The sequence below is a fragment of the Nonomuraea harbinensis genome (assembly GCF_019396385.1).
Lineage (GTDB): Bacteria > Actinomycetota > Actinomycetes > Streptosporangiales > Streptosporangiaceae > Nonomuraea > Nonomuraea ferruginea.
Window position 1 is genome coordinate 63,449 of the sequence record NZ_JAHKRN010000020.1, and the last position, 23,028, is coordinate 86,476.

Below are 23,028 nucleotides of genomic sequence, written 5' to 3' on the forward strand. Positions count from 1 at the left end.
CCCAGGAGGAGAGCCTCATGTCCGTCACCTTCACCCTGCTCGGAGTCGTGGAGCCCGTCGACGCCTACGCCATGACCTCCGGGCGGCTCTGGTCCGCGGTGGGCGCGCTGCTGGGCCTGGCGGGCACGGTGATCGGCGGGCTGGCCCTGGCCCGCGCCACCGGTCGCGTCGGCGCCGGCACCGGCAGGAGGGGGGCCGTCGTGGCCCTGGTGGCGGGGCTGGCGGGCGCGGCCGTCGGCGGGCTGGTGGTGACCGCCGCCGAGGGCGGTCCCGGCACCGGCTACGGCATCGTCGGCGGCTATGTCGCCGTGGTGGTGGGCCTGTGCTCCGTCGTGCTCGGCGGGCTGGCGCTGACCCGCCGCGTCCGCCGCTGATCGCCGGGCCCGTATCATCGCGGCATGCCGAACCCCAGCAGGCGGGCGGTGCTCCTGGCCGCCGGTGGGCTGATCGCCGGTTGCTCGCGGCAGCGCGAGGTCGGCGAGATCGACCTCCGGCTGGCCACCGGGCCGGCGGGGGCGGTCTACCGGCGCATCGGCGGCTCGATGGCCGCGCACATCTCCGAGCAGGTGCCGGGCGTCACGGTGCGCACCGTGCCGAGCGGGGCGTCCACCGACAACATCCGGATGCTGCGGGCCGGCGCGGTGCACCTCGGGCTGACGAGCCTGGACGCGCTGATCCTGACGGACGGCAGCGCGCCCGGGGAGCTCTCGGCGATCTGCCGGCTCTACGACAGCCACCTGCATCTCGTGGTCATGGCCGGTTCGGCGATCGAGGAGTTCGGCGACCTGGAGGGCAAGCGCATCTCGCTCGGCGCCCGCGACTCGGGCACCGAGTTCACCTCGCTGCGGGTGCTGGAGCTGGGCCCGGTCGACACCGACAGCCGGTATCTCAGCCAGGCCGAGTCGGCGGCGGCGCTGCGCGAAGGCGTGATCGACGCGATGTTCTCCCTGACCGGCGTCCCGACCCCGGCCATCACGGAGCTGGCGCAGCGCCACCCGATCCGCCTGATCCCGCTGGACGCGCAGGCGGGTGCGCTCTTCACGGCGTTCCCCGGCCCCTACGCACCGGCCATGATCCCCGCGACCGCCTACGCCGGCGTCCCGGCCACCCGCACCTTCGCCGTGCCCAACGTGCTTCTCGTACGGAACGATCTGCCGGCCGACCTGGTGTACGCCATCACCGACACGATCTTCACCCACACCGGCACGATCTCCTCCGCCGGCCGCGGCGACACCGAGGCCATTCCCGAGGCCTGGCACATCAACGTCCGCACCGGCATCTCGACCGCGTCGATCCCGCTCCACCCGGGCGCCGCCGCCTGGTTCCGCGACCGCAAGCACTAGGTGCGAGTTGCTCGCAATTGCAACTTATATGCAGAATGGGGTTCAGCGTCACCATCGTCTCACCACCGGAGCTTCACCGCATGAGCCGCCCCCGCACCACCGCCATGACCCCCACGTCGCCGGAGGCGGTGGCCGGATCATGAGGAAGCTGCTCGCCCTGATGGCGGCCCTGACGCTGACCGCCTGCTCACAGGCTCCCGCCGCCGAGGAAACCACCCAGGCGGCGCCCGGCTTCCCCGTCACGGTGGAGAACTGCGGCCGCACGCTCACCTTCGACCGGCCGCCGGCCAAGGTGGTGACCGGCTACCACCCGTCCCTGGAGACCCTCTTCGCGCTCGGCCTGGGCGACCGGATCACCGGGCGGACGAACTTCTCCGAGAGCGCGTTCCTGCCCGGCCACCAGGAGCAGTACGACAAGATCCCGGAGATCTCCGACACGATCATGATGCCGCAGAAGGAGATCATGCTCTCCCAGGGCGCCGACTTCATCGTGGACAACCAGATGGCCAGCTTCGACGCCGCCGGCGGTTACGCCACCGTGGAGGAGCTGGACGCGGCCGGCAGCCCCGTCTACATCCTGGGCGGCTGGTGCAGCCCCGAGGAGGTGCTGCGGTTCACCCTCGACGAGACCTTCGACGACCTGCGCAACCTCGGCAAGATCTTCGGCGTCTCCGACCGCGCCGAGAAGCTGATCAGCGAGCTGCAGGGCCAGTTGGACGACGTCAAGAAGCGCGTCGAGGGCCGCACCCCGGTCAAGGTCCTGGCCACCGACGGCGGCAAGGGTCCGGTCAACGCCTACGGCGGCTCCGGCATCACCCACCAGATGATCACCCTGGCCGGCGGCGAGAACGTCCTCAAGGACGTCAAGGGCGACTACACCGAGGTCAGCGCCGAACAGGTCAGCGCCTCCCAGCCCGAGGCCGTCCTGATCAGCGACTACTCCACGCTGCGCGGCGAGGACATGCCCAGCTCGCCCGCCAAGGCCGCCGAGACCTTCGCCATCGTCAAGAACAGCCCGGCCGCCGAGGAGCAGCGCTACCTCGCCGTGCCCGTCGCGGCCCAGCATCCCGGCTACCGCAACCTCCTGGCCGTCACCGACATCGCCAGGTTCCTGCACCCGGACGCCTTCACCCGGTGACCAGCACCACCCGGCAGAGCCCGGCGCAGACCGTGCTCGTCCCGCGAAGCCGCCGCGTGAGCAGGTTCCTCCTGCTCGTCGCCGCGCTGATCGCCGCCGTGGTCGCCTCGACCTGGCTGGCGGTCAGCATCGGCGCGGTGCCGGTCGCCCTGCCCCAGGCCTGGGGCATCGTCGCCGACCGCGTCATCCCGGGCGTGGTCCCGCAGACCTGGACCCCGGTGCAGGAGCAGATCGTGTGGGAGTTCCGGCTGCCGCGCGCGCTGCTGGCACTGCTCGTCGGGGCCGGGCTGTCGGTGGTCGGGGCGGTGCTGCAGGCGCTGGTGCGCAACCCGCTGGCCGACCCGTTCCTGCTCGGGGTCTCCTCCGGCGCCTCGTTCGGGGCGGTGCTCGTGCTGATCCTGGGCGCCTCCGCGCTGGGCGGGCTGTCGCTGTCGGCCGCCGCCTTCGCCGGCTCGCTGCTCGCGCTCGTCCTGGTGTACATGATGGCTCAGCGGTCCGGACGGCTCACCCCGTCGCGGCTGGTGCTGTCCGGGGTGGCGCTGGCGTACCTGTTCCAGGCCGCCTACAGCTTCGTCCTGCAACTGGCGCAGAGCGGGCGGGCCGCCCAGCAGGTGCTGTTCTGGCTGATGGGCAGCCTCGGCGGCGCCCGCTGGCACGTGCTGCCCCTGCCGGCGGTCGTCCTGGCCGCCGGGGTGGCGTACCTGCTGCTGCAGCACCGCCCGCTGAACGCGCTGGCCGCCGGGGAGGAGACGGCCGTCTCGCTCGGCGTGAACGTGAACCGCTTCCGGCTGAGCCTGTTCGTGCTGACCTCGCTGCTGGTCGGCGTGATGGTGGCCACCAGCGGCGCGATCGCGTTCGTCGGCCTGATCGTGCCGCACGCCGCCCGGCTGCTCGTCGGCGCCGACCACCGCCGGGTGCTGCCCGTCACCGCCTTGCTCGGAGCCGTGTTCCTGCAGCTCGTGGACATCGCCGCGCGCACCGTCAACGCCCCTCAGGAGCTGGCGCTCAGCATCGTCACCGCGCTGTTCGGCGTGCCGTTCTTCCTGTGGCTGCTGCGCCGCCGCTCGGTGGACCGGGCGGTGAGCGTCCAGTGAGGCTCGACCTGCGCGGCGTGTCCGTCGCGCTCGACGGCACCCCGATCGTGCGCGAGGCCGACCTGCTGGTGGACGACGGCGAGTTCGTCGGCCTCGTCGGGCCGAACGGCTGCGGCAAGTCCACCCTGCTCCGCTCGATCTACCGGGCGCTGCGCCCCTCGGCGGGGCTCATCACCGTGGACGGCGACGACGTGCACCGGCTGCCCGCCCGCGAGGCCGCCCGGCGCACCGCCGTCGTCGCCCAGGAGACCCCGCCCGACCTGGACTTCACCGTGGCCGAGATCGTCGCCATGGGCCGCACCCCGTACAAGTCCGACCCCCGCGCCGACGAGCAGCTGTGCGCGCGGGCGCTGGACCGCGTCGGCCTAACCGGCGCCGCCGGCCGGATCTTCGCCACCCTGTCCGGCGGCGAGAAACAGCGCGTCCTGCTCGCCCGCGCCCTGGCCCAGCAGACCCGCCTGCTCCTGCTGGACGAGCCCACCTCCCACCTCGACATCCGCCACCAGCTCGAACTGCTGCACCTGGTGCGCGAGCTCGGCGTCGCCACCCTGGCCGTGCTGCACGACCTCAACCAGGCCGCCGCCTTCTGCGACCGCCTGTACGTGATGAACGCCGGTCGCATCGTCGCCGGCGGCCCGCCCGAGCAGGTCCTCACCCCCGAGCTGATCTCCGAGGTGTACGGGGTGCGCGCCGTGCGGCGGACCCAGCTCGTCTTCGAACGGCTCAAGGACGAGAGGTGACCCTCAGGCCGGGGCTCCGGACGACTCCGCCACCGGCAGCGCGACCACCGCGGCGAACCCGTACCCGGACCCGTCCGGGCGCGGCAGGCCGTCCTCCAGCCGCAGCTCGCCACCGGCCGCGCCGACCAGGTCGGCGCAGATCGCCAGGCCCAGACCGGTCCCGGACACGTTCTGGTGGCGCGGCGAGCGCCAGAACCGCCGCAGCGCCTGGGCCCGCTCGGACGCCTCGATCCCCTGCCCGTCGTCGCGCACCGCGATCGTGACCACGCCCCCGCCCGCGGGGACGGCCCGGGCGGTGACCTCCACCACCCGGGCGTCCGACAGCCGCAACGCGTTGCTGATGAGCTCGTCCAGGATGCTGCCCAGCCCGCCGGTGGGCTCCAGCAGCCGCAGCCCCGGCGGCACGTCGACCGCGAGCGTCTGCCCGGCCGTCGCCGTCAGCGCCCGCCACCGCTCCACCCGGGTCGCCAGCACCGCGTCGAGGTCCACCGGGGACGCCGTCCGGATGCTCTCCATCCGCGCGCTGGCCTGCAGCGAGTTCAGCAGCCGCTGCATGGCCTTCAGCTCGTCCACGGCGACGTCGTACACCTGCCGGCCGTCACCGGAGGCGCGCAGGTGCGGTTCGAGGCTCTCCACGGCGAGCCGGAGGCTGGTCAGCGGGTTGCGGAGCTGGTGGGAGGCGTCGGAGACGAACGCCCGCTGCCGCTGCACGGCGTTCTCGACCGCGTCCATCATGGTGTTGAACGACTCCGCCAGCCGCCGCAGCTCGGCGGGCCCGGCCTCGGCGTCGGCCCGGATGGTGAGGTCGCCCTGCGAGATCCGCGAGCTCGCCGCGTCCAGCTCCCGCACCGGCCGCAGCACCCACGCCGACACCGGCCAGGCGACCGCCATCAGCGCGATCAACGGCAGCAGCCCGATCCCGGCGAGCTGGGCCCAGCGCAGCATGATGCGCCCGCGCGTCTTCGACAGGTCGGAGATCGTCACGATGGCGCCGACCACCTCGCTGTCGCGGCCCACCGGCTCCGCGACCACGAGCGCCGACCCGGCCCACGGCGCCCAGTCACCGGACGGTTCGGGCCGCGCCCCGGCCAGCGCGGCGGTGACGATCGGGCCCATGCCCGGCTCGCTTCGCGCCGCCTCCCGGTAGGCGTCCGTGGGCCCGAGCAGCACGGTGCCGGAGGTGTCGATCACCGCGACCGGGATGCCGTAGAGCTCGTGGTAGCGGGCCAGCTCCAGCTGGAGCGCCTCGGTCCGCCCGGTCGACAGCGCGGTCTCGGCCAGCGACGCGAACCGGCCGACGTCGTTCAGCCGGTCGACGTACGTCTCCTGCACCTCCCGCTCGGCCACCGTGACGCTGAGCGGGACCCCGAGCGCGGCGACGAGCATCACCGCGAGGGGCACCAGGACGACGAGCAGCCGGCGGTGCACGGCGCGTCAGCCGGTCGGCTCCGGCCGGTCGGCCAGGAGCCTGTAGCCGACCCCGTGGACGGTGCGGATGACCACGGCCGGGCCGATCTTCTGCCGCAGCGCGGCGATGTGGGTGTCGAGGGTGCGGCTCGACGACTCCCAGGTCGCGCCCCAGATCTGGTCGAGGATGACGTCGCGGCTGACCACGTTGGGCGCCCGCCGGGCCAGCAGCAGGAGCAGCTCGAACTCCTTGCGGGTGAGCGTCACGGGCGTGTCGTCGACGGTGACCTCGCGGGTGCCGACGCCGATGCGCATCGGGCCGAGGAGGAGCGGCTCGTCGGGGGCGCTCAGGGCGCGGGCCACCCGGGTGCGCCGCAGCACGGCGTCGATCCGGGCCAGCAGCTCGGGGATGCCGAACGGCTTGACGATGTAGTCGTCGGCGCCGGCGCGCAGGCCGCGGACCCGCTCATGTTCCTCGGAGCGCGCCGTGACGGCGATGACGGCGGTCTCGGGGCGGTCGCGCAGCTTGCGGATCACGTCGAGCCCGTCGCCGTCGGGCAGGCCCAGGTCGACCAGGACGACGTCGGACGGGGCCGCGCGCACGGCCTCCGCGGCGGTGGCGAGGCGGTGGACCTCGAAGCCCGCCTGGGCCAGGACGGTCACCAGACCCCGGGCCACGCGGTCGTCATCCTCGATGATGGTGATCCGCATACCGGATTGTACGGCCCGGTCCGACTCCGTTGTTAACCAGTTCTTGGGATTTTCCTGACATCTGGCGCATTCCTTGGGATTCCTCTGACACTATCCGCGCCCGTACCAGCCCAGACTGAGGCCGCGCACTCACCCAAGAACCGCGAATGCGCCGAAGAGGAGGCCGCGACATGAGAACGACCAGCAGGTACCGGGCCGCCGCGCGGATGATCGCCGTCATCGGCGTCGTCTCGCTGGCCGCCGCCTGTGCGGGCAACGGGGGCGACGGGGGCACCACCGGCGGCGGCGACACCGCAGGCTACCCGGACCAGAACATCACCTTCGTCGTGCCGTTCAGCGCGGGCGGCCCGACCGACACGGTCACCCGCATGATCGCCGAGCCGATGGCGGCCAAGCTCGGCGCCAAGATCGTCGTACAGAACGTCGAGGGCGCGGGCGGCACCGTCGGGGCCGGCGAGGTCGCGCGGGCCGAACCCGACGGCTACACCGTGCTCATGCACCACATCGGCATGTCGACGGCGCCCGCCCTCTACCAGAACCTCGGCTACCAGCCGCTGGAGAGCTTCGAGACGGTCGGGCTCGTCACCGAGGTGCCGATGACGGTCGTCGCCCGCAAGGACTTCGCGCCCGCGACGCTCCAGGACCTCGTGACCCACGTGAAGGCGAACGCCGACAAGGTCACGCTGGCCAACGCCGGCATCGGCGCCGCGTCCCACCTGTGCGGGCTGCTGTTCCAGACCGCCGCGGGCGTCAAGCTGCAGGAGGTCCCGTACGAGGGCACCGGCCCGGCGCTGACCGACCTCGTCGGCGGCCAGGTCGACTTCATGTGCGACCAGACGACCAACACCAGCGGCCAGATCTCCGCGGGCGAGGTCAAGGCGTACGCGGTCACCACGCCGGAGCGGGTCAAGAGCCTGCCCGACCTGCCGACCACGGCCGAGGCGGGGCTGCCCGGCCTGGAGGTCAGCGTGTGGCACGGCCTCTACGTCCCGAAGGGCACCCCGCAGGACGCCGTCCAGAAGCTGTCCGAGGCGCTGAAGACGGCGCTGGCCGACCAGAAGGTCGTCGACCAGATGGCCAAGCTCGGCACCGCGCCGGTCCCGGCCGAGAGCGCCACCCCCGAGGCGCACCGGACCAAGCTCCAGGAGCAGCTCGGCACCTGGGCGAAGGTCATCGCCGACGCCGGGATCAAGGCTTCCTGACGTGGAGCACCGCCGGTCCTTCCCCGACGTCCTCGCCGGGGGGATCTTCGTCCTGATCGGTGGCGCGTTCGTGGTGGGGTCGCTCGGCTACGAGCTGGGCACCCCGCTGCGGATGGGCCCCGGCGCCTTCCCGCTGCTCGTCGGCGCGCTCGTGGCCGCCCTGGGCCTGGCGATCGTGGTCAAGGGGCTGGTCGCCGGCGAGATGATCGACTTCGGCACGATCCCCTGGCGCGCGGTCGCCGTCATCACGCTCGCGCTGATGTTCTTCGGATTCACCGTACGGGGCCTCGGGTTCGTGCCGACGTCGGCCGTCACCGCCCTGCTCACCACGCTGGCCAGTAAGCACGTACGGCCGCTCACCGCCGTGGTCGTCGCGGCCGGGCTCACCGTGGCCAGCACGCTCATCTTCGTCGTCGGCCTCCAGCTGCGGATCCCGCTCTGGGGCCCGTGGCTCGGATTCTGACGCGGCATCCGGATTGAGGCATGGACCTACTCGAAAACCTCGCGCTCGGCCTCTCGACCGCTCTCCTGCTGCAGAACGTCCTCTGGTGCTTCGTGGGAGTGCTGCTCGGGACGATGGTCGGCGTGCTGCCCGGCATCGGGCCGACGGCGACGGTGGCGATGCTGCTGCCGATCACCTTCAGCTTCGAGCCGGTGACGGCGCTGATCATGCTGGCCGGCATCTACTACGGCGCGCAGTACGGCGGCTCGACCACCGCCATCCTGATCAACCTGCCCGGTGAGTCGTCCGCGGCCGTCACCGCGCTGGACGGGCACGAGATGGCCCGCCAGGGCAGGGCCGGCGCCGCCCTGGCCACCGCGGCGATCGGGTCCTTCATCGCGGGCACGGTCGCCACGGTCGTGCTCGCCGTCGCGGCGCCGCCGCTGGCCCGCGTCGCGTTGCAGTTCGGCCCCGCCGAGTACTTCGCGCTGGTGCTGTTCGGCCTGATCGTGTCGATCGCGCTGGCGCGCGGCACCGCGCTCAAGGCCCTCGCGATGATCTTCCTGGGCGTCCTGCTCGGCACGGTCGGCCAGGACATCTACACCGGCACCCCCCGGTTCACCTTCGACCAGCGCGAACTGTACGGCGGGATCGACTTCGTGTCGGTCGCCGTCGGCATGTTCGGCGTGGCCGAGATCCTGCGCAACCTGGAGAACGAGCAGACGCGCACGGCGATCGTCGACAAGGTGCGGAACCTCTGGCCGACCCGGGAGGACCGGCGCCGCATCGTCGCCCCCATCCTGCGCGGCACCGGTCTCGGCGCGGCGCTCGGGGTCCTGCCCGGCGGTGGCCACGTGCTGGCCTCGTTCACCTCGTACGCCGTCGAGAAGCGGATCTCGAAGCGGCCGCAGGAGTTCGGGCACGGCGCGATCGAGGGCGTCGCCGGCCCCGAGTCGGCGAACAACGCCGCGGCGCAGACGTCGTTCATCCCGCTGCTCACCCTGGGCCTGCCGGCCCACCCGGTGATGGCGCTGATGATCGGCGCGTTCATCGTGCACGGCATCACCCCCGGCCCGAACGTCATCACCGACGAGCCCGCGCTGTTCTGGGGCCTGATCGCGTCGATGTGGATCGGCAACGTGCTGCTCGTGCTGCTGAACCTGCCGCTGATCGGCATGTGGGTGCGCATGCTGCGCATCCCGTACCAGGTGCTGTTCCCGATGATCATCCTGTTCGCCTCGATCGGCACGTACTCCCTGGGGTTCAACGCCTACGACGTCTACGCGATCGTGCTCTTCGGGCTCCTGGGCTACATCCTGATCAAGTGCGGCTGCGAGCCGGCCCCGCTGCTGCTCGGCTTCGTCCTCGGCCCCCTGCTGGAGGAGAACCTGCGGCGGGCGCTGATCATCTCCCGCGGCGACGCGACGGTCTTCCTGACCCGGCCGATCTCCGCGGTGCTCCTGGCCCTGTCGGTGGCGGCGCTCGCCCTCTCCGTCCTCCCGGCGATCCGCAAGCGCCGCGAGCAGGTGTTCACCGAGGACGAGTGAGCCCGGCCATCGTGAGGGCGGCGAGCACGGTGACGAGCGGGATGGCCGGCAGCGCGGCGGGGACCAGCGTGACCACCAGGGTCCCCGCCGCCGCCCCGACCACGACCGCCGTCAGGATGGCGATGTCGCGCACCATGGCGCCCGCCAGGCCGCCGGAGGTGAGCAGGGCGGCGATGACGCCGGTCAGCGTCCCCGTCAGGTACGTCGTCGACACCACCCGGCGGCCGCCCAGGGCGCGCATCGCCGCGCTCTGCAACCCCATCGCCATCGCCGTCAGAACCAGCAGGACGTGCAGCGCCACGGCGGACGGGCGGCCGCCGGTCACCTCCCAGCCCACCGCGAACGCCACCAGCGCGAGCAGCTCCGCGCCGAGCACGGCGATCATCCCGCCGCGGCCCGCGACGCCGGTGCCGGCGGCGACCCCCAGCACGTACCCGATGACCGCGGTGACGGTGGTGAGCAGGTGCGCGAGGTCGGCGGTGCCGATCGCGTAGCCGGACACCACCAGGTTGCCGGTCATGACACTGCTGAACACCCCGCCGAGCCGGATGAAACTGGCCGCGTCGACCGCTCCGGTGCCGACGGTGAGCACGACGGCCATGGCGGTGAGCGGAAGGTCCAGCCGCTCTCGCCCCATCAGCGGCGCGTCACGGGCCCACGACCGTCCCGCATCGCATCCTCCCCACATCCGATGTCAACGCTCCGTACCCATTCCACCACGAAGCGCCATCACATGCCTGACACGCGCGGCCGATGGAATGCGAGCGCGGTCGCCGCCGTTGTCGGAAGTGCGAGCCCGACCATGGGTCCGCCCGGACGAGACGCGCCGTACCCGGCCTGCAAAGACGACGCTCCTTTCATGAAAGGAGCCGTCATGGCTTGGATCATGCTGGTCGCCGCGGGTCTCTTCGAGATCGCCATGGCCTACGCGCTCAAGCAGAGCAACGGGTTCTCGCAGTTGCTGCCGAGCATCGGTTTCGTCGTCTTCGCCGTGCTCAGCTTCGGTCTGCTCGCGCTCGCACTCAAGACCCTCGACGTCGGTACGGCCTATGCCGTCTGGACAGGCATCGGCGCGGTCGGGACCGCCGCGCTGGGCATGATCCTGCTGGGAGAGAGCGTGTCCCTCCTGAAGCTCGCCTCGATCACCCTCATCATCGCCGGCGTGGTCGGCCTCAACCTGGCGAGCGGGGGCCACTGACGGGCCCGGATCCGAGGACGCCCGGCGGCCCTGGTCATCACCGTCCTCCCGGCCACCCGCAAGCGCCGCGAGCAGGTGTTCACCGAAAACGACCAGGTCAGGGAAGCGCGGGAGGAGGCGTCATGCGCGGCTCCGTCGCCACGGCTTCGGCGATGCGCACCGCCTCCTCCCGCACGAGCGATCGGTTGGTGCACGGGCGCTTACTCATGAGAGCCGCAGAGCCCGGTCTGGTAGGCGATCACGACCAGTTGCGCGCGGTCGCGCGCCCCCAGCTTTCCCATGATGCGGCTGACGTGGGTACGCGCGGTGGCCGGGCTCAGGAACAGCGCGGCACCGATCTCCTCGTTGCTCATGCCCTGTCCCACCTGCGCGAGCACCTCGCGCTCACGCTCGGTCAGCACGGCGAGCCGGTCCTCCCCGGACTTGGCCGCCCGGCGCCGCGCCGTGAACTGGCTGATGAGCCGACGGGTCACCCGGGGCGCGAGCAGCGCGTCGCCGGCGGCGATCACCCGGATGGCGTGCAGCAGTTCGGCGGGGCCCGCGTCCTTGAGCAGGAAGCCGCTCGCCCCCGCCTGCAGCGCCTCGAAGACGTTGTCGTCGGTGTCGTACGTGGTCAGGATGAGCACCTTGACCTGCTCCAGCCCGTTGGTCTCGGCGATCTGGCCGGTCGCGCGGATCCCGTCCAGCCGGGGCATGCGGATGTCCATGAGCACGACGTCGGGGCGGGTGGCGCGGGCCAGCTCGACGGCCTCCGCGCCGTTGGTGGCCTCACCGACCACCGCGATGTCGTCCTCCAAGTCGAGCAGCACCTTGAAACCGGAGCGGACCAGGCGTTCGTCGTCGGCGAGCAGCACCTTGATCGGTAACGTGCCGGTCACGAGCGCGACCCGACAGGGGAGAGCGGCAGGCGGGCGCTGACCTCGAACCCGCCGCCTGGCCGCGACCGCGCGTCTAGCTCGCCGCCGAGCAGCAGGCAGCGCTCGCGCATCCCGCTGATCCCGCGGCCGGACGACGGCGAGCCGCCGGCGCGGGCCGGCACGTGCGAAGACTCGCGCCGGCCCTCGTCGGTCACCCGGATCCGCAGGGCGTCGAGCCCGGGTTCGAGCACCACCGTCACCCGGGTCGGGCCGACGTGGCGGACCACGTTCGTGATCGACTCCTGCACGATGCGGTACGCGGCGCTGCCCACCGCGCTCGGCAGCGGCGTGATCGGCGAGCTCTGCTCGAGGCTGATATCCAGCCCCGCGTCGCGGGCCTTGCCGGTGAGCTCGTGGATCTCGTCGAAGCCGGGGTACGGCTCGCGTTCGTCGCCGTCGCGCAGGACGCCGAGGATGGCCCGCATCTCGCGCAGCGCCCGCGAACTGGTCTGCTCGATCGTGCGCAGCGCCTCGCGGGCCTGCTCAGGCCGCTTGTCCAGCACATGGGCGGTGACACCGGACTGCACGTTGATGATGGCGATGGCGTGGGCGACGGTGTCGTGGACCTCGCGGGCGATGCGCAGCCGCTCGGCGTCGACCCGCGCCCTGGCCTCTTCCTCCCTGGAACGTTCGGCCAGCTCCGCCCGCTCCTGCGCGTCGGCCGCGATGACCCGGCGTGACCGTACGGACTCGCCCAGGGTCGTACTGATCACCGAGGCGCCGATCCGGAAGAAGACCCAGCCGACCGCCACCCGCGGCTCGATGTCCGCCGCGGCGACCAGCCAGACGACGCCGAGCACGGTGATGCCCCCGGCGGCGACCTGCAGCGACCGGCGGCCGTCGCCGTAGGCGGCGAGCGTGTACAGGACGATGAAGAGGGCGAGGCTGGACAGCTGGTCGGGGAAGCCGAGACTGTAATAGACGGCGTTGGCCAGGGCCACGACCGCGAACACCGCGACGGGCCACCGGTGGCGGGCGGCCAGCGCCAGGCCGCCGACGATCAGCAGGACGTAGCCCGCGTTCCCGAAGTCGTCCAGTTGCCTGGCGATCGGCTTGAACGTCGTGAAGTCCGCGACCCCTTCGAAATGCACCAGTGCGCCCTGGATCTGGACCACGGCGACGAACAGCGCCAGCAGCACGTCCGATAACCAGGGCGACCGGCGCGAGAACCAGGCGGACGTCAGCTGCGGCAGCGCTCGCAGACCCATGTCTTGATCGTACAACTTTGACCGGCTTCGGGATCCCGCTCCGGTGCGTGATCAAGGTACGACGAAGGGCGTAGCGGGCCCGTTCTTCGTACGCGTATTGACGTAGTCGGCGTCATCCCTCGTCGGAAGCGCCCCGCCCTGCCCGGCGTGACGATCCCCAGTATGAGAAAACTCTTCACCGGGCTGGCGGCACTGCTGATGCTCGCCATCGTCGCGCAGTTCTTCCTAGCCGCCGTCGGCGCGTTCGACAGCGCGCCCACGGAGGAGGCCTTCGCGCCGCACCGCCTGCTCGGGTACTCGATGCTCGTCCTGGCGGTGCTGACCACGATCATCGGCGCCGTCGCCCGGATGCCGGGGCAGCTCATCGGGCGGGCCGGGCTGGTCGTCGGGCTGGTGATCGTGCAGGTGCTGATCCGCGAGATCGCCAAGGCGATCGGCGACGGCTCGACCGCCGGGCCACTCGTCTTCGGCCTGCACGCGCTCAACGCGCTGTTCATCATGGGCGTGGCCGAGTCGGTCCTCCGGCGGTCACGGCAGACGTGGGAACCGGCCAAGACGGGCCGGCTCGTGTCATGACCGCCGGCACTCTGATCATTGTGGACCATGCCGTCGCGCTGCTGGGCGTCACGACCTGGTTCGCGTCAGGCGTCACGGCATCCCTGCGACGGACCCGCACGGCGCTCGCCCTCCTGGCCGTGGCGCTGGTGGTGACCGCGGCCAGGGCGATCCCGGTGATGCTGCTGGCCGCTCACGGCTGGTGGTTCGTCCAGGAAAAGGTCCTGCTCGGCCTTCCGCTCCTCACCCTGGCCGCCCTGGCCGCAGCGGCGATCGCCGGCCCCCGGCTGCTCGCGGCGGCCAGGGCTCAGGGATGGCGCCCGCGTGCCGGGACGGGTGAACCGGACGCGCCTCCGGACGCGCCTCTGAAGACGCCCGAGCGCGGGGCGCGTGCCGGGGACCTCGACACGGTGAGCGTCATCGCGCTGCTCACCACCGCTTACGCCGCATTGGTCGGCTTCGTGCTGACCTTCCTCGTCGGCTATCCCCTGACCCTCGGCGTCGCACTGATCGCGGTCGCACTGGTGCCTGCGGCGTCGCTGCTCACCGCCCGCGTGCTCGACCACCCGGAAAGGGACCTCGCGGAAAACCGGGACACGGTCCCCGGGGAGAGAGCGGCGGAGATTTCGCGGCGGCGGCTTCTTGGCGTCGCAGGTGGTTCGGCGGTGGTCGGCGCGGTCGGGGCGGGTATCGGGTTGTCGGTGCGGCACGGTACGGCGCCGGTGAACGGTGGCGGGCCCGGGCCGGCGGCGCGTACGACCGTGCCGGTGACAGATCTGCGAGGCCCCGTCACCCCGGCTCCGGGTGGAGTCCGTCGCGCGCACGTCCTGACCGCCAGGAAGGCCACCGTGCGCCTGGCCAACGGACGCGACTTCGACGCGTGGACCTTCGACGGCACCCTGCCCGGTCCGGCGATCACGGCCACTCAGGGCGATCTCATCGAGGTCAAACTGGTCAACCACGACATCGACGAGGGGGTCACCCTGCACTGGCACGGCTACGACGTGCCGTGCTCGCAGGACGGCGCGGCGGGCGTCACCCAGGAGGTCGTGGGGCGCGGCGGCGAGTTCGTCTACCGGTTTCGCGCCGATCAGGTAGGGACGTACTGGTACCACACCCATCACGCGTCCCACATCGGGGTGCAACGGGGCCTCTACGGCACCCTCGTCGTGAAACCCCACGAGCCGGACGCCGGAGAGCTTGATCTGACGTTGCCTGCTCACACCTTCGACGGCACCGTCACGATCGCCGGCGGCGACGAGCACCTGGCGCCGCCCGGCACGTCCGTACGGCTGCGGCTCATCAACACCGACTCCGACCCGCACCGGTACACGCTGGCGGGCACCTCGTTCCGGCTGGTCGCCGTCGACGGCCGCGACCTCGTGGGGCCCGGCGAGATCAGCCGCCAGGCGCTGTATCTGCCCGCAGGCGGGCGCTTTGACCTTGTGTTCGTCATGCCGGACACCTCCGTGGCGCTCGCGCTCGACGACGGGACCGCGACCGTGTGGCTGCGGCCCGAAGCCGGCGTTCCCGGCGGCGCTTCCGACAGTGCTTCCGACAGTGCTTCCGACGGTGCTTCCGACGGTGCTTCCGACACCGGGCTCGCCACCCAGGACATCGGCGGCCGGCCCGAGCTCGACCTGCTCACGTACGGGACGCCGGCGCCTGTCGCGCTGCGGGCCGATGCCGCCGACCGGCACTTCACGCTGGTCCTCGATCGCGGGCTGGCCATGGTCGACGGTGTGCCGGCGTACGCGCACACCGTCAACGGCCGCGGGCACCCCTCTATCCCCGACCAACTGATCGCTGAGGGTGACGTCGTCCGGTTCACCGTCGTCAACCGGAGCCTGGAGACCCACCCCTGGCATCTGCACGGCCATCCGGTACTCATCCTGTCCAGGGACGGCAAGCCGGCGTCGGGCAGTCCGCTGTGGGTGGACACCTTCGACGTCAGGCCTGGGGAGGTGTGGGAGGTCGCGTTCCTGGCCTCGAACCCGGGCATCTGGATGAACCACTGCCACAACCTGCCGCACGCGCATCAGGGGATGATGCTGCAGGTGCGTTACGACGGCGTCACGTCGCCGTTCGGTGGCATGCACGCCACCGGCCCGGGACACGCGCATGGATGACCGTGTGGGTCTTGCACAGTCCCGGGAGGGAGGTTCGTAGGGCCCGGATACGACATCACCCGCTCATCGGCGGACCCGGTACGCCAGGTGGAGCACCCGGTCCCCCTGGACCACCACGTGCGGGTCCTCCAGCAGGTGCTGAGCGTCGACCGAGCCGAAGTAGCGCTTGCCCGAGCCGAAGACCACCGGCACGACGTCCATCGCCACCTCGTCCACCAGCCCGAGGGCCAGCGCCTGCCCGCCGACGTCGCCCGCCGCCACGGCGACCGTGCGCTCCCCCGCGAGTTCCCTCGCCTTGGCGACCGCCCGCGCCACGTCGTCGACGAAGTGGTAGGACGCCTCCGGGTGCCAGCCCTCGGGCCTGGGCCGGTGCGACACCACGACGACGTGCTCGCCGGCCGGCGGGCGTCCCTCCCAGCCGTTCGTGATGTCGAACAGGTGACGGCCGATCACCATCGCCCCGATGCCGGCCCAGATCGGCTTGACGTACTCCGCCGAGGCCCGCGAGACCTTCATCGCGCCGCCTTCGACGAGCGGGACGTCGCCGTTGCCGTACCACTCGAACAGCGGGCCGACCTCATCGGCGGCGTCGGCGATGAAACCGTCCACCGACACGACGTTGTGCATGACCACGGTGCTCATGAGATCTCCCAGGGTGTGTGACTATTTCGTCCTTTCACCCATGCGTCGAACGCACACCGCCGGAACAGACACCGCACCGGGAAAATCTCGTCAGCCGGCTCGCCCCGGACGTCAGGTCAGTGTGCCGGTGACGCGCCACAGGTCGTAGCTCCACAGCGAGGCGCACGTCCCCGCGCAACTCTCGGTGAAGATGACCGTGAGCGATCCGCTGTCGGGCAGCGTGCCGTAGACGGTACGCACGATGCCGGCGTTGTGGTTGCGGGGCAGGCCGGTGAGCGCGGGGTCGATGACGCCCTCGACGCGCCAGGAGCCGCCGCCGTTCCAGATGGACGCGCCGTCGATGCTGGCCACCTGGAGCGAGGCGCCGATCTGCTTCGGGGCGACGGTCGGGTACGGGTGCTGCTCACGTACGGCGTAGAACCGGTCACGGGAGGGGTCATAGGCGACGTCGAAGTTGTTGAGCACGTCGGGCTTCCCGTCGGTCCCGGTCAGCCCGGCCCTGGTGACCTCGACGGCGGGGCCGACCACGGGTGCGGACATGTCGGCCAGGGTGATGTCGCGCCGGTACGCCCGAGTCCCGCCGGGACCGCCCGCGGTGTAGAACAGCAGCAGCCGGCCGGCGGCGGGATCGACGGCGGTGACCGCGGGCTGGCCGGCGCCCCACGCGGCGGGGTCGTCGAAGGGGAACGCCACGACGGGCTTCGGATACTTCACCCACGGCCCGTCGAGGGTCTTGGCGAAGGCCACGCCGATCTGGTTGTGGGCGCTGGCGTTCACGTCGTTGCCCAGGTAGAACATCGCGTAGCCGTACGTGACGCCCTGATATCGAGCGGTGACCGCGACGACGGCGGGATCGCAGTTGTGGTACTTGTCCCAGCCGGTGCCACCGGAGGCGATGACCCGCCGGTCGCCGACGATCTTCCCGCCGGACCGGCGAGTGTGCCAGATGTCGTCCTTGATCTTGCCGTCGGTGGTGTTGTGGCAGGTCCAATAGTGCTCGGTGGCGCCCTGTTCGATCGCGGCGGGAGCGTACGCGTAGAGCTTGCCCTTCGGATCGTAGACCTGCTGGGCCGCCCCTGGTTCCCACCCGGCGGCGGCGTGCGCGGGCGCCGGCAGGAGCGAACCGGCGAGCACGAACAAGCAGGTCAGCGCGCGAACCAGCATGGCGGCTCCTTCATGTGGAGGGGACGGCTTCGTCGCCGGTCAGCGCGATGCTTTCATGACCCGCCGCGTTCCGGTCGCCGAACCCGGATTCGTCTTCCAAGCCGGCGAGATGCGCGGCTCGCTCCACTCGGCACGTCCTGACCGTTCGCCGTCAGCTCCGGTTTCCCGCGAGCGCACGAGAAGGCATGAGCGCCGAGGACAGCGCCCAGCGGCCGGGCCCGAGTGCGGCGACGAGCAGGAAGCCCCAGCAGAAGAGCGCGGCCTTCTCGCCGCCGTTCTCGATCGGGAACAGCGCCTGCGGCTGGTGGACGACGAAGTAGGCGTAGGCCATGGTGCCCGAGCAGACGACGGCGGCGGCGCGGGTGGCCAGCCCGAGGAGGACGAGGACGCCGCCGATCAGCTGGATGACGGCCGCCCACCAGTCCGGCCACTGCCCGACGCCGGGCACCTGGCCGTGGGGCCCGCCCAGCACGTCGAAGAGCGTCGCCACGCCGTGACAGGCGAACAGCAGGCCTATCACGATCCGGTACAGGGCCAGGAACAGCCCTTGGTCCTTGACCAGCGATTCCACAGAGGTGTCCTTTCGACGAAGGGTTGCTGGTGCCGTTCTCCGGGACGCTTTTGGGAGCGCTCCCAAAGGGTCTCTGTACGGAACCCGCCCGTCAACGCCGCGCCTCCCGCGGGAGATCCCGCCGTCGGCTGCCACGCGCCCCACAAGGCGGAACACCACAACCGCGACCTCGTAGAAGATGAAAATTTCAACTACACGACTCCCCCTCACCGACCATGAAAGTTTCATGATCCACAGTGACGACCTCACGAGGTGGTAGAAGTAGGGCGAAAGCGGGGGTCCTGACGGTGGGGGCGATCGATGATCCGGGTTCTGCTCGCGGAGGACATGCACATGGTCCGCGGCGCTCTGGTCGCGCTGCTCCGGCTCGAACCCGACATCGAGGTGGTGACCGAAGCCGCCACCGGCGACGAGATCGTCCCCCCGCCACTGGAGCACGACCCGGACGTGACCGTCCTCGACGTCGACGGCCTCACCGCCGCCGCCGAGCTGCGCAGGAGACTCCCCCGCTGCCGGGTCCTGATCGTCACCGGCTTCGGCCGGCGAGCGTCCGCAGGGCGTTCGCCGCGCAGGCCACCGGGTTCGTCGTCAAGGACGCCCCGCCCGTGCCCGGTCATGCCGAGGGCGCCGCCCCGGCCGGCCTGTACGTCGGGAAGCAGGGCCACGCCCACGACGACATCCGCGACCACAACCGCGACTACGCCTTCGTCAACGTGTACGACGGGGTCGTCTCCCCCGCTCCGGGCGAGCTGACGACCGCCGGCAGGCTCTCCGACAACGTCGACGAGCAGGGGATGGCGTTCAACCAGCCCCTCGCGCCCGCGGTCGACGTCTTCGGCTATCCCGCCGGCCCCCACCCCGACGGCTACTCGGACGAGACCCGTACCGGCTATCTCAACGGCATCACGATCAGCGTTTCCGACACCGACGGCGACGGCCGGTACGACCCCGGCATCTCGTCGTACTTCGACGGCGAGACGATCCCGGTCCACAAGCACGCCGCGAGCGCCTGGACCGGCCGCATCACCTAGGGCCGCACCGATCCTCGACACCCGCATGGGCAGGGCGCCGCTCACTGCCCTGCCCCAGACTCCTGGCGCGCCTGTACGGTCGATTCACACGAGATCGCCGGCCGTGGAGGCTTCCTACCTCGCCTGTTCGGGCAGAGGCGGAATGAGCATGGTCTACTGCGCCCGCGACATCGGGCCTGGCGCAAGGCCTTCACCCGATCCAGCGCAGGGCGTGGGGCTATCCGGCTTCGGTGATCGGCAGAGTGACCACGTCGTGCGCGTCGGACTTCAGGTCGGAGCTGCGGGGAACCGAACCTCTTATGCGCAGGAAATACTCTTTGGCCTGGCGCAGGCTTTGCTGAAGTCCTCGGGCGACCTGGCCGCGCTGCTCGTAGTAGGTGTCGCTACCGTAACGCTCCTCGACGAAGTCGTAGAAGTCCTGGGCCTTGTTCTCGACGAATACGCACGCGTCTTCCATCTTGTTTCCGAGCTCAGCGCTCACGTGCTTGCTCGCCTCGGCGACAGAGGCGTCCAGCGTCCGCAGCTCGGCGGTGAAGGCGACGCGGTTCTGCTCCAGCCATTTGAGGTTCCGGCTCTGACGGTGAAGTGTCTCAAGTGTGCTGATGGCCTGGTCAAGGGCGTGAGCGCCCTGGGAGGCGGCCATTTCTCACGGTCGTGCCTCAGACAGCAGGTCGAGCAACCACCTTCGGAAAAGCTCGGCGGATGCGCATGCCCTGCGCACCTGGTCCGCGGTGGCGTACATGGCAGCCTCCGACAAGATCTCCTCCAGGCGGCCCACCAGCTCTTCAACCCTCATCGGTTCCTTCGGGTACGGTGGACGTTCTTCGCGCAGCGCCATTCGGAGGAACTCGGTGTCGGCCGCGAGATCACCGCTCGTTCGAGCTGTGAATCTGGTGGCGCGCAGCGCCTCGACGAGATCTCGCCAGGCTGCCGCTGGATTCTCTGCCAGCTGTCGCCGTCGCACGCCGGTCAGCTCTTCCAGAGCGGAGACCAGACTCTGCGCCTGGTCCCTGAGCAGCCCACGGACCAGGAGCTCGATGGAGTCCGTAGCGATGCGCACGTCGGCCGTGTCGATGAGGCCGAGCCTGCGGTCCAGAGAGAGGTGCAACTGCCTGATGTCGCCGTGGGCGATGCGTGTGACGCCGGAGGCCCGGAACTTGGTGTCCAGCTCGGCCGTGCGTACGTACCGGTCGCTGACCACGATCACCGCCGAGCCAGGTGTGCTGGCGCGCACGCGGCAGGGGGCGAGGCGCACGAAACGCTCCTCTTCGTCCAGCAGCTGGAGAGCCGCGCCTACCAGACCGTCCTGATTGCCCATCGTCCGCTGCATGAAGTGCAGTTGCCTGCTGAGCACGGCGTCTATCTCGCCCCGCGAGCGGGGCACCCCGACGACAGGAGCCTTCGCCGCCGGCCGGAAAGGAGGTACGTCGACGTCCCTGGTCAGCCGGGAGTATTCACGCGCCGCGTACACGCTCATATCGAAGAACCACTGCCGGACGTCGTCGGGCAGCCGCTTGCGACCGACGAAGACGAGGGCGCAGCCGATCAGGGACAGCAGTGCCTGGGGCCGCCAATGCTCGCCGTGATCGTTGCTGTCGGCCCAACTCTGGCCCGCCTCATGGAACGCCGCGCTGACCGCTTTGAAGCCGAAGACTGAGGGGACGTCAGGATTGTGCGGAGTGACGATCGCAGCCTTGAGGTGGTGCCGCGCCTCGGGGTCGTCGGCGAGAGCCCTCAGCCATTCGCGTGCCAGGCTGAGCAGCAGATGCGCGGGATCACGGGCCAGTGGCGCATCTTCGGCGAAGTCACCGAAGTCGATGAGCTTGAAGCCCCGCGGATCCTCGGCGCGCAGCAACACGTTGCGGACGTTCAGGTCACCATGACCACGTCCGCGGTGGACGAGCAACTGATGCGAGCCATCACCCTTGGCCAGGGCCAGCGGGTTGCGCGCCAGACCGCCATCGCCGTCAGGCACCCATTCGACCGTCGCCGTCACACCGTGCTCGACGGCCCACCTGTCCAGTGGTTCGCCGTGATCCAGGCGGTCACCGAGCAGCAGGCGCAGGTATGCGCCTGCTGTCATGGACTCCGGCCGGTGAAGGAGCGTCGGGTTCCATGCGCCGAGTACGGACTCGAACACGATTCCACAGGCTTTGGGCAGCCCATCGGAATGCCGCAGCTCCACCAGGGGCCGCACGGTGGATCGGTCGCCGCCGGCGATCCTCATCTGGATCATCCACCACGAGCCCAGCATGATGGGGTCGCCGATCAGCTCCACCAGGTGCGCCTCACGGAACTCGCGTGGTGAACGGTTCAGAGCCCGGCGCATTCGTCGCGCTTCTCTGGCGCCATCGCCTTTCAGGAATTTGAGCACGGCCTGCCGGGCGAGGACGTCGGCCTCGAACTGTGAGGCGACGGCGACCAGCGCGTCGCTCATCCCTCCCGCCATCCAACCCGTCAGCTCGGAGTCATATGTGGTGGACTCGTGCCACCGCCTGTAGACGGCGAGCAGGTCGGAAGGCAGCTCATTCCATTTCTCGCCCGACAGCTCGCCCACGTCGCCCGCCCTATTCCAGGAAGAACAAGATGATGGAGATGATGATCCCGAGCACCCCGAGGACAAGGCCGTAGAACTCCCATGGCCTGTCCCTGACGATAGCTCGCAACGTACGTCGCTGAACGCCCATCAGGCTCAGTGGCAAGGCGCCGATCCCGTCCGGAAGAGAGTCGTGGAGCCGGCGCAACCCCGCCATGTTGAGGCCGGCCCGGTTCACCTGGGTGCCTTCTTCGAGAAGGATCTCCGGTTTCACCCAACGGGCATCCGGCCCGGCGAGCAACTGGGCGCGGGAGGACCGCAGCTGGAAGAACGCGATCTCATACGCGGTCAGTGCGCCCAAGGTGCGCGACGGCTGAGTGATCTCGGCTGTTCCCAGCTCAACGAGCTGGTCCGTACGGGAGTCGAAGACGAATCGGGAAAGCTCCTCCTCCAGCTCGCGCACCGCGACCTCGCGCATGCCGGGATCGGCGGGACGCATCCGCCCGCCGGGAAGCTGGTACTGATCGGCGGCACTGTCGTACATGATCAGGTAGTTGACCCCCTGACCGCGCAACCGCGCTTTGACCACCACTTGCGCGACTTTCACGCGTCGCAGCGGACGCGCCCGGGGGCTCAGGCGACCACGCTGACGTTCCATCAGATACAGGAACTGCGGCCCCGCGAGAGCCTCCTGCTCCAGGTACGGCGGCTCGCCCACCCGCGCGCGGGCCCAGTTGCCCAGGATCGGAGTGCCCGTGTCGACGTACTCGGCCAGGCTGCGGAGGAACAGTGACGACGTCACGTGATCGGCCCTGACCTGACAGTCCTTGACCGCGAGCACGCCGAAGGCGTTCAGCAACGTGATCAGAACCTGACCGACCGTCTCGGCCTGCTCGGGATCCAGGCCCATCCCGTCGCAGATGGAGGCCGCGGGAAGCGCGGCCTCACCCGGCAAGGGCAACTTCCGCAGCAATTCCGCAGCGATCCGCCGTGCCTCTGGCTCTGTCATCCCCCACCCTTCTCGGGCCCGGGTGCCGCAGAGTCATCGTCTCTCGTGGTCGTGACGCTGTCGATCCACCTACCGGCGCAGGACCTGCGGATCACGAACATGACCTGCGGCGCGTCCGGCACAATCGAGGCTCCCGGCCGGAACGTCGCCCAGAAGTCGGGCCTCAACCGTTCGATTCTGGACGCGGGCTGGGGAGTGTTCCTGACGATCCTGTCGCACAAGGCTGAAAGCGCCGGTCGAGAGCTGATCGCGGTGAACCCCGCCGGCACCTCCCGCACGTGCTCGCGTTGCGGGCACTGCGTGAAGGAGAACCGCGTCACCCAGGCCGCGTTCCGACTCCAGGGGTGCGGACATGCCGCGCACGCCGACGTGAACGCGGCGGTCAACATCGTGAGGGCAGGGCTTGCCCTTCGCGAGGCTGCGGAAGCGGCTTAGCGAGAAGCC

General features: G+C 70.6%; 24 protein-coding genes, 1 pseudogene and 1 riboswitch. Of the genes and pseudogenes, 14 read left to right on the forward strand and 11 right to left on the reverse strand.

Translation table 11 applies throughout. The features are described from left to right. Positions 1-17: 17 nt before the first annotated feature. The 5 genes from KME79_RS21460 (at position 18) to KME79_RS21480 (ending at position 4,315) form a co-directional block, all read left to right on the forward strand. Positions 18-374, forward strand: coding sequence for a DUF6223 family protein (locus KME79_RS21460; RefSeq protein ID WP_219545961.1), 357 nt, complete (start codon positions 18-20; stop codon positions 372-374). Positions 375-398: 24 nt separating this feature from the next. After that, the gene (locus KME79_RS21465; protein ID WP_219545962.1) at positions 399-1,343 is read left to right on the forward strand and encodes a TAXI family TRAP transporter solute-binding subunit; all 945 of its coding nucleotides are present in this window, start codon (positions 399-401) and stop codon (positions 1,341-1,343) included. A 139-nt stretch (positions 1,344-1,482) separates the two neighbouring features. Next, complete coding sequence (locus KME79_RS21470) at positions 1,483-2,481, forward strand: ABC transporter substrate-binding protein (protein WP_219545963.1); 999 nt, start codon at positions 1,483-1,485, stop codon at positions 2,479-2,481. After that, the gene (locus tag KME79_RS21475; RefSeq protein WP_219545964.1) at positions 2,478-3,575 is read left to right on the forward strand and encodes a FecCD family ABC transporter permease; all 1,098 of its coding nucleotides are present in this window, start codon (positions 2,478-2,480) and stop codon (positions 3,573-3,575) included. Before KME79_RS21470 ends, KME79_RS21475 begins: the two co-directional genes overlap by 4 nt. Next, the gene (locus KME79_RS21480; protein ID WP_219545965.1) at positions 3,572-4,315 is read left to right on the forward strand and encodes an ABC transporter ATP-binding protein; all 744 of its coding nucleotides are present in this window, start codon (positions 3,572-3,574) and stop codon (positions 4,313-4,315) included. Before KME79_RS21475 ends, KME79_RS21480 begins: the two co-directional genes overlap by 4 nt. A 3-nt stretch (positions 4,316-4,318) precedes the next feature. Here the strand turns inward: KME79_RS21480 and KME79_RS21485 are convergent, their stop codons facing one another. After that, positions 4,319-5,743 (reverse strand): sensor histidine kinase, encoded by a 1,425-nt coding sequence (locus tag KME79_RS21485; protein WP_219545966.1) that lies wholly within the window; start codon positions 5,741-5,743, stop codon positions 4,319-4,321. 6 nt (positions 5,744-5,749) lie between these two features. Continuing rightward, on the reverse strand, positions 5,750-6,433 hold the full coding sequence (locus KME79_RS21490; RefSeq protein WP_148035004.1) for a response regulator transcription factor: 684 nt from the start codon (positions 6,431-6,433) through the stop codon (positions 5,750-5,752). Positions 6,434-6,603: 170 nt separating this feature from the next. Between KME79_RS21490 and KME79_RS21495 the strand changes: the two genes are divergently transcribed. The 3 genes from KME79_RS21495 to KME79_RS21505 are packed head-to-tail and all read left to right on the forward strand — an operon-like array spanning position 6,604 to position 9,624. Continuing rightward, complete coding sequence (locus KME79_RS21495; protein WP_219545967.1) at positions 6,604-7,635, forward strand: tripartite tricarboxylate transporter substrate-binding protein; 1,032 nt, start codon at positions 6,604-6,606, stop codon at positions 7,633-7,635. A 1-nt stretch (position 7,636) separates the two neighbouring features. Beyond that, positions 7,637-8,098, forward strand: coding sequence for a tripartite tricarboxylate transporter TctB family protein (locus tag KME79_RS21500; RefSeq protein ID WP_219545968.1), 462 nt, complete (start codon positions 7,637-7,639; stop codon positions 8,096-8,098). 20 nt (positions 8,099-8,118) lie between these two features. Beyond that, positions 8,119-9,624 carry a tripartite tricarboxylate transporter permease gene (locus KME79_RS21505; RefSeq protein WP_219545969.1) on the forward strand — a complete coding sequence of 502 codons (1,506 nt, stop codon included), beginning with the start codon at positions 8,119-8,121 and terminating at the stop codon, positions 9,622-9,624. Here KME79_RS21505 and KME79_RS21510 read toward each other — a convergent pair. Further along, positions 9,608-10,261, reverse strand: coding sequence for a YoaK family protein (locus tag KME79_RS21510; RefSeq protein WP_219545970.1), 654 nt, complete (start codon positions 10,259-10,261; stop codon positions 9,608-9,610). The genes KME79_RS21505 and KME79_RS21510 overlap by 17 nt on opposite strands. A 152-nt stretch (positions 10,262-10,413) precedes the next feature. Continuing rightward, positions 10,414-10,479, forward strand: a riboswitch (guanidine-III (ykkC-III) riboswitch). A gap of 19 nt (positions 10,480-10,498) precedes the next feature. Between KME79_RS21510 and KME79_RS21515 the strand changes: the two genes are divergently transcribed. Continuing rightward, a complete protein-coding gene (locus KME79_RS21515) occupies positions 10,499-10,822 on the forward strand; it encodes a DMT family transporter (protein WP_219545971.1) in 324 nt (107 codons plus the stop codon). 200 nt (positions 10,823-11,022) lie between these two features. Here the strand turns inward: KME79_RS21515 and KME79_RS21520 are convergent, their stop codons facing one another. Next, complete coding sequence (locus KME79_RS21520) at positions 11,023-11,700, reverse strand: response regulator transcription factor (RefSeq protein WP_219545972.1); 678 nt, start codon at positions 11,698-11,700, stop codon at positions 11,023-11,025. Next, complete coding sequence (locus tag KME79_RS21525; protein ID WP_219545973.1) at positions 11,697-12,947, reverse strand: sensor histidine kinase; 1,251 nt, start codon at positions 12,945-12,947, stop codon at positions 11,697-11,699. The genes KME79_RS21520 and KME79_RS21525 overlap by 4 nt, the downstream gene beginning before the upstream one ends. Before the next feature lie 162 nt (positions 12,948-13,109). Here KME79_RS21525 and KME79_RS21530 point away from each other — a divergent pair, with 162 nt between their 5' ends. Further along, positions 13,110-13,523 carry a DUF6220 domain-containing protein gene (locus KME79_RS21530; RefSeq protein ID WP_219545974.1) on the forward strand — a complete coding sequence of 138 codons (414 nt, stop codon included), beginning with the start codon at positions 13,110-13,112 and terminating at the stop codon, positions 13,521-13,523. Then, entirely contained in the window at positions 13,520-15,631 is a 2,112-nt protein-coding gene (locus KME79_RS21535) for a multicopper oxidase family protein (protein WP_219545975.1), read from the forward strand. The genes KME79_RS21530 and KME79_RS21535 overlap by 4 nt, the downstream gene beginning before the upstream one ends. A 63-nt stretch (positions 15,632-15,694) precedes the next feature. Here KME79_RS21535 and KME79_RS21540 read toward each other — a convergent pair whose 3' ends face one another. From KME79_RS21540 to KME79_RS21550, 3 genes are all read right to left on the reverse strand, one after another. Next, positions 15,695-16,273, reverse strand: a complete 579-nt coding sequence (locus tag KME79_RS21540; RefSeq protein WP_219545976.1) for a dihydrofolate reductase family protein — start codon at positions 16,271-16,273, stop codon at positions 15,695-15,697. 111 nt (positions 16,274-16,384) lie between these two features. Beyond that, entirely contained in the window at positions 16,385-17,437 is a 1,053-nt protein-coding gene (locus tag KME79_RS21545; protein WP_219545977.1) for a glycoside hydrolase family protein, read from the reverse strand. 151 nt (positions 17,438-17,588) lie between these two features. Further along, positions 17,589-18,008, reverse strand: a complete 420-nt coding sequence (locus KME79_RS21550) for a DoxX family protein (RefSeq protein WP_148035013.1) — start codon at positions 18,006-18,008, stop codon at positions 17,589-17,591. Between the two features lie 333 nt (positions 18,009-18,341). Between KME79_RS21550 and KME79_RS47675 the strand changes: the two are divergent. Together KME79_RS47675 and KME79_RS21560 are read left to right on the forward strand one after the other, a co-directional pair. Then, positions 18,342-18,497 (forward strand): annotated as a pseudogene (locus KME79_RS47675) (response regulator); the annotation flags it as partial. 116 nt (positions 18,498-18,613) lie between these two features. Further along, entirely contained in the window at positions 18,614-19,039 is a 426-nt protein-coding gene (locus KME79_RS21560) for a hypothetical protein (RefSeq protein ID WP_219546082.1), read from the forward strand. Between the two features lie 217 nt (positions 19,040-19,256). On the opposite strand, the gene KME79_RS21565 is transcribed toward KME79_RS21560, so the two are convergent. Genes KME79_RS21565 through KME79_RS21575 form a run of 3 tightly spaced genes read right to left on the reverse strand, consistent with a single transcriptional unit; the run spans position 19,257 to position 22,584 of the window. After that, on the reverse strand, positions 19,257-19,682 hold the full coding sequence (locus KME79_RS21565; RefSeq protein ID WP_219545978.1) for a hypothetical protein: 426 nt from the start codon (positions 19,680-19,682) through the stop codon (positions 19,257-19,259). 3 nt (positions 19,683-19,685) lie between these two features. Further along, positions 19,686-21,596 carry a hypothetical protein gene (locus KME79_RS21570; RefSeq protein WP_219545979.1) on the reverse strand — a complete coding sequence of 637 codons (1,911 nt, stop codon included), beginning with the start codon at positions 21,594-21,596 and terminating at the stop codon, positions 19,686-19,688. A 10-nt stretch (positions 21,597-21,606) separates the two neighbouring features. Continuing rightward, on the reverse strand, positions 21,607-22,584 hold the full coding sequence (locus KME79_RS21575; RefSeq protein WP_219545980.1) for an NUDIX domain-containing protein: 978 nt from the start codon (positions 22,582-22,584) through the stop codon (positions 21,607-21,609). A 45-nt stretch (positions 22,585-22,629) separates the two neighbouring features. On the opposite strand from KME79_RS21575, the gene KME79_RS21580 reads away from it, so the two are divergent. Further along, the gene (locus KME79_RS21580; RefSeq protein ID WP_308248997.1) at positions 22,630-23,019 is read left to right on the forward strand and encodes an RNA-guided endonuclease InsQ/TnpB family protein; all 390 of its coding nucleotides are present in this window, start codon (positions 22,630-22,632) and stop codon (positions 23,017-23,019) included. The last annotated feature ends 9 nt before the right edge of the window (positions 23,020-23,028 follow it).

What these genes read in the sequence shown, in the direction of transcription:
- KME79_RS21460 (WP_219545961.1), top strand. Translation starts at nt 18, where the DNA reads ATGTCCGTCACCTTCACCCTGCTCGGAGTCGTGGAGCCCGTCGACGCC.
- KME79_RS21465 (WP_219545962.1), top strand. Translation starts at nt 399, where the DNA reads ATGCCGAACCCCAGCAGGCGGGCGGTGCTCCTGGCCGCCGGTGGGCTG.
- KME79_RS21470 (WP_219545963.1), top strand. Translation starts at nt 1,483, where the DNA reads ATGAGGAAGCTGCTCGCCCTGATGGCGGCCCTGACGCTGACCGCCTGC.
- KME79_RS21490 (WP_148035004.1), bottom strand. Translation starts at nt 6,433, where the DNA reads ATGCGGATCACCATCATCGAGGATGACGACCGCGTGGCCCGGGGTCTG.
- KME79_RS21495 (WP_219545967.1), top strand. Translation starts at nt 6,604, where the DNA reads ATGAGAACGACCAGCAGGTACCGGGCCGCCGCGCGGATGATCGCCGTC.
- KME79_RS21505 (WP_219545969.1), top strand. Translation starts at nt 8,119, where the DNA reads ATGGACCTACTCGAAAACCTCGCGCTCGGCCTCTCGACCGCTCTCCTG.
- KME79_RS21510 (WP_219545970.1), bottom strand. Translation starts at nt 10,261, where the DNA reads ATGGGGCGAGAGCGGCTGGACCTTCCGCTCACCGCCATGGCCGTCGTG.
- KME79_RS21515 (WP_219545971.1), top strand. Translation starts at nt 10,499, where the DNA reads ATGGCTTGGATCATGCTGGTCGCCGCGGGTCTCTTCGAGATCGCCATG.
- KME79_RS21525 (WP_219545973.1), bottom strand. Translation starts at nt 12,947, where the DNA reads ATGGGTCTGCGAGCGCTGCCGCAGCTGACGTCCGCCTGGTTCTCGCGC.
- KME79_RS21530 (WP_219545974.1), top strand. Translation starts at nt 13,110, where the DNA reads ATGAGAAAACTCTTCACCGGGCTGGCGGCACTGCTGATGCTCGCCATC.
- KME79_RS21535 (WP_219545975.1), top strand. Translation starts at nt 13,520, where the DNA reads ATGACCGCCGGCACTCTGATCATTGTGGACCATGCCGTCGCGCTGCTG.
- KME79_RS21540 (WP_219545976.1), bottom strand. Translation starts at nt 16,273, where the DNA reads ATGAGCACCGTGGTCATGCACAACGTCGTGTCGGTGGACGGTTTCATC.
- KME79_RS21545 (WP_219545977.1), bottom strand. Translation starts at nt 17,437, where the DNA reads ATGCTGGTTCGCGCGCTGACCTGCTTGTTCGTGCTCGCCGGTTCGCTC.
- KME79_RS21565 (WP_219545978.1), bottom strand. Translation starts at nt 19,682, where the DNA reads ATGGCCGCCTCCCAGGGCGCTCACGCCCTTGACCAGGCCATCAGCACA.
- KME79_RS21575 (WP_219545980.1), bottom strand. Translation starts at nt 22,584, where the DNA reads ATGACAGAGCCAGAGGCACGGCGGATCGCTGCGGAATTGCTGCGGAAG.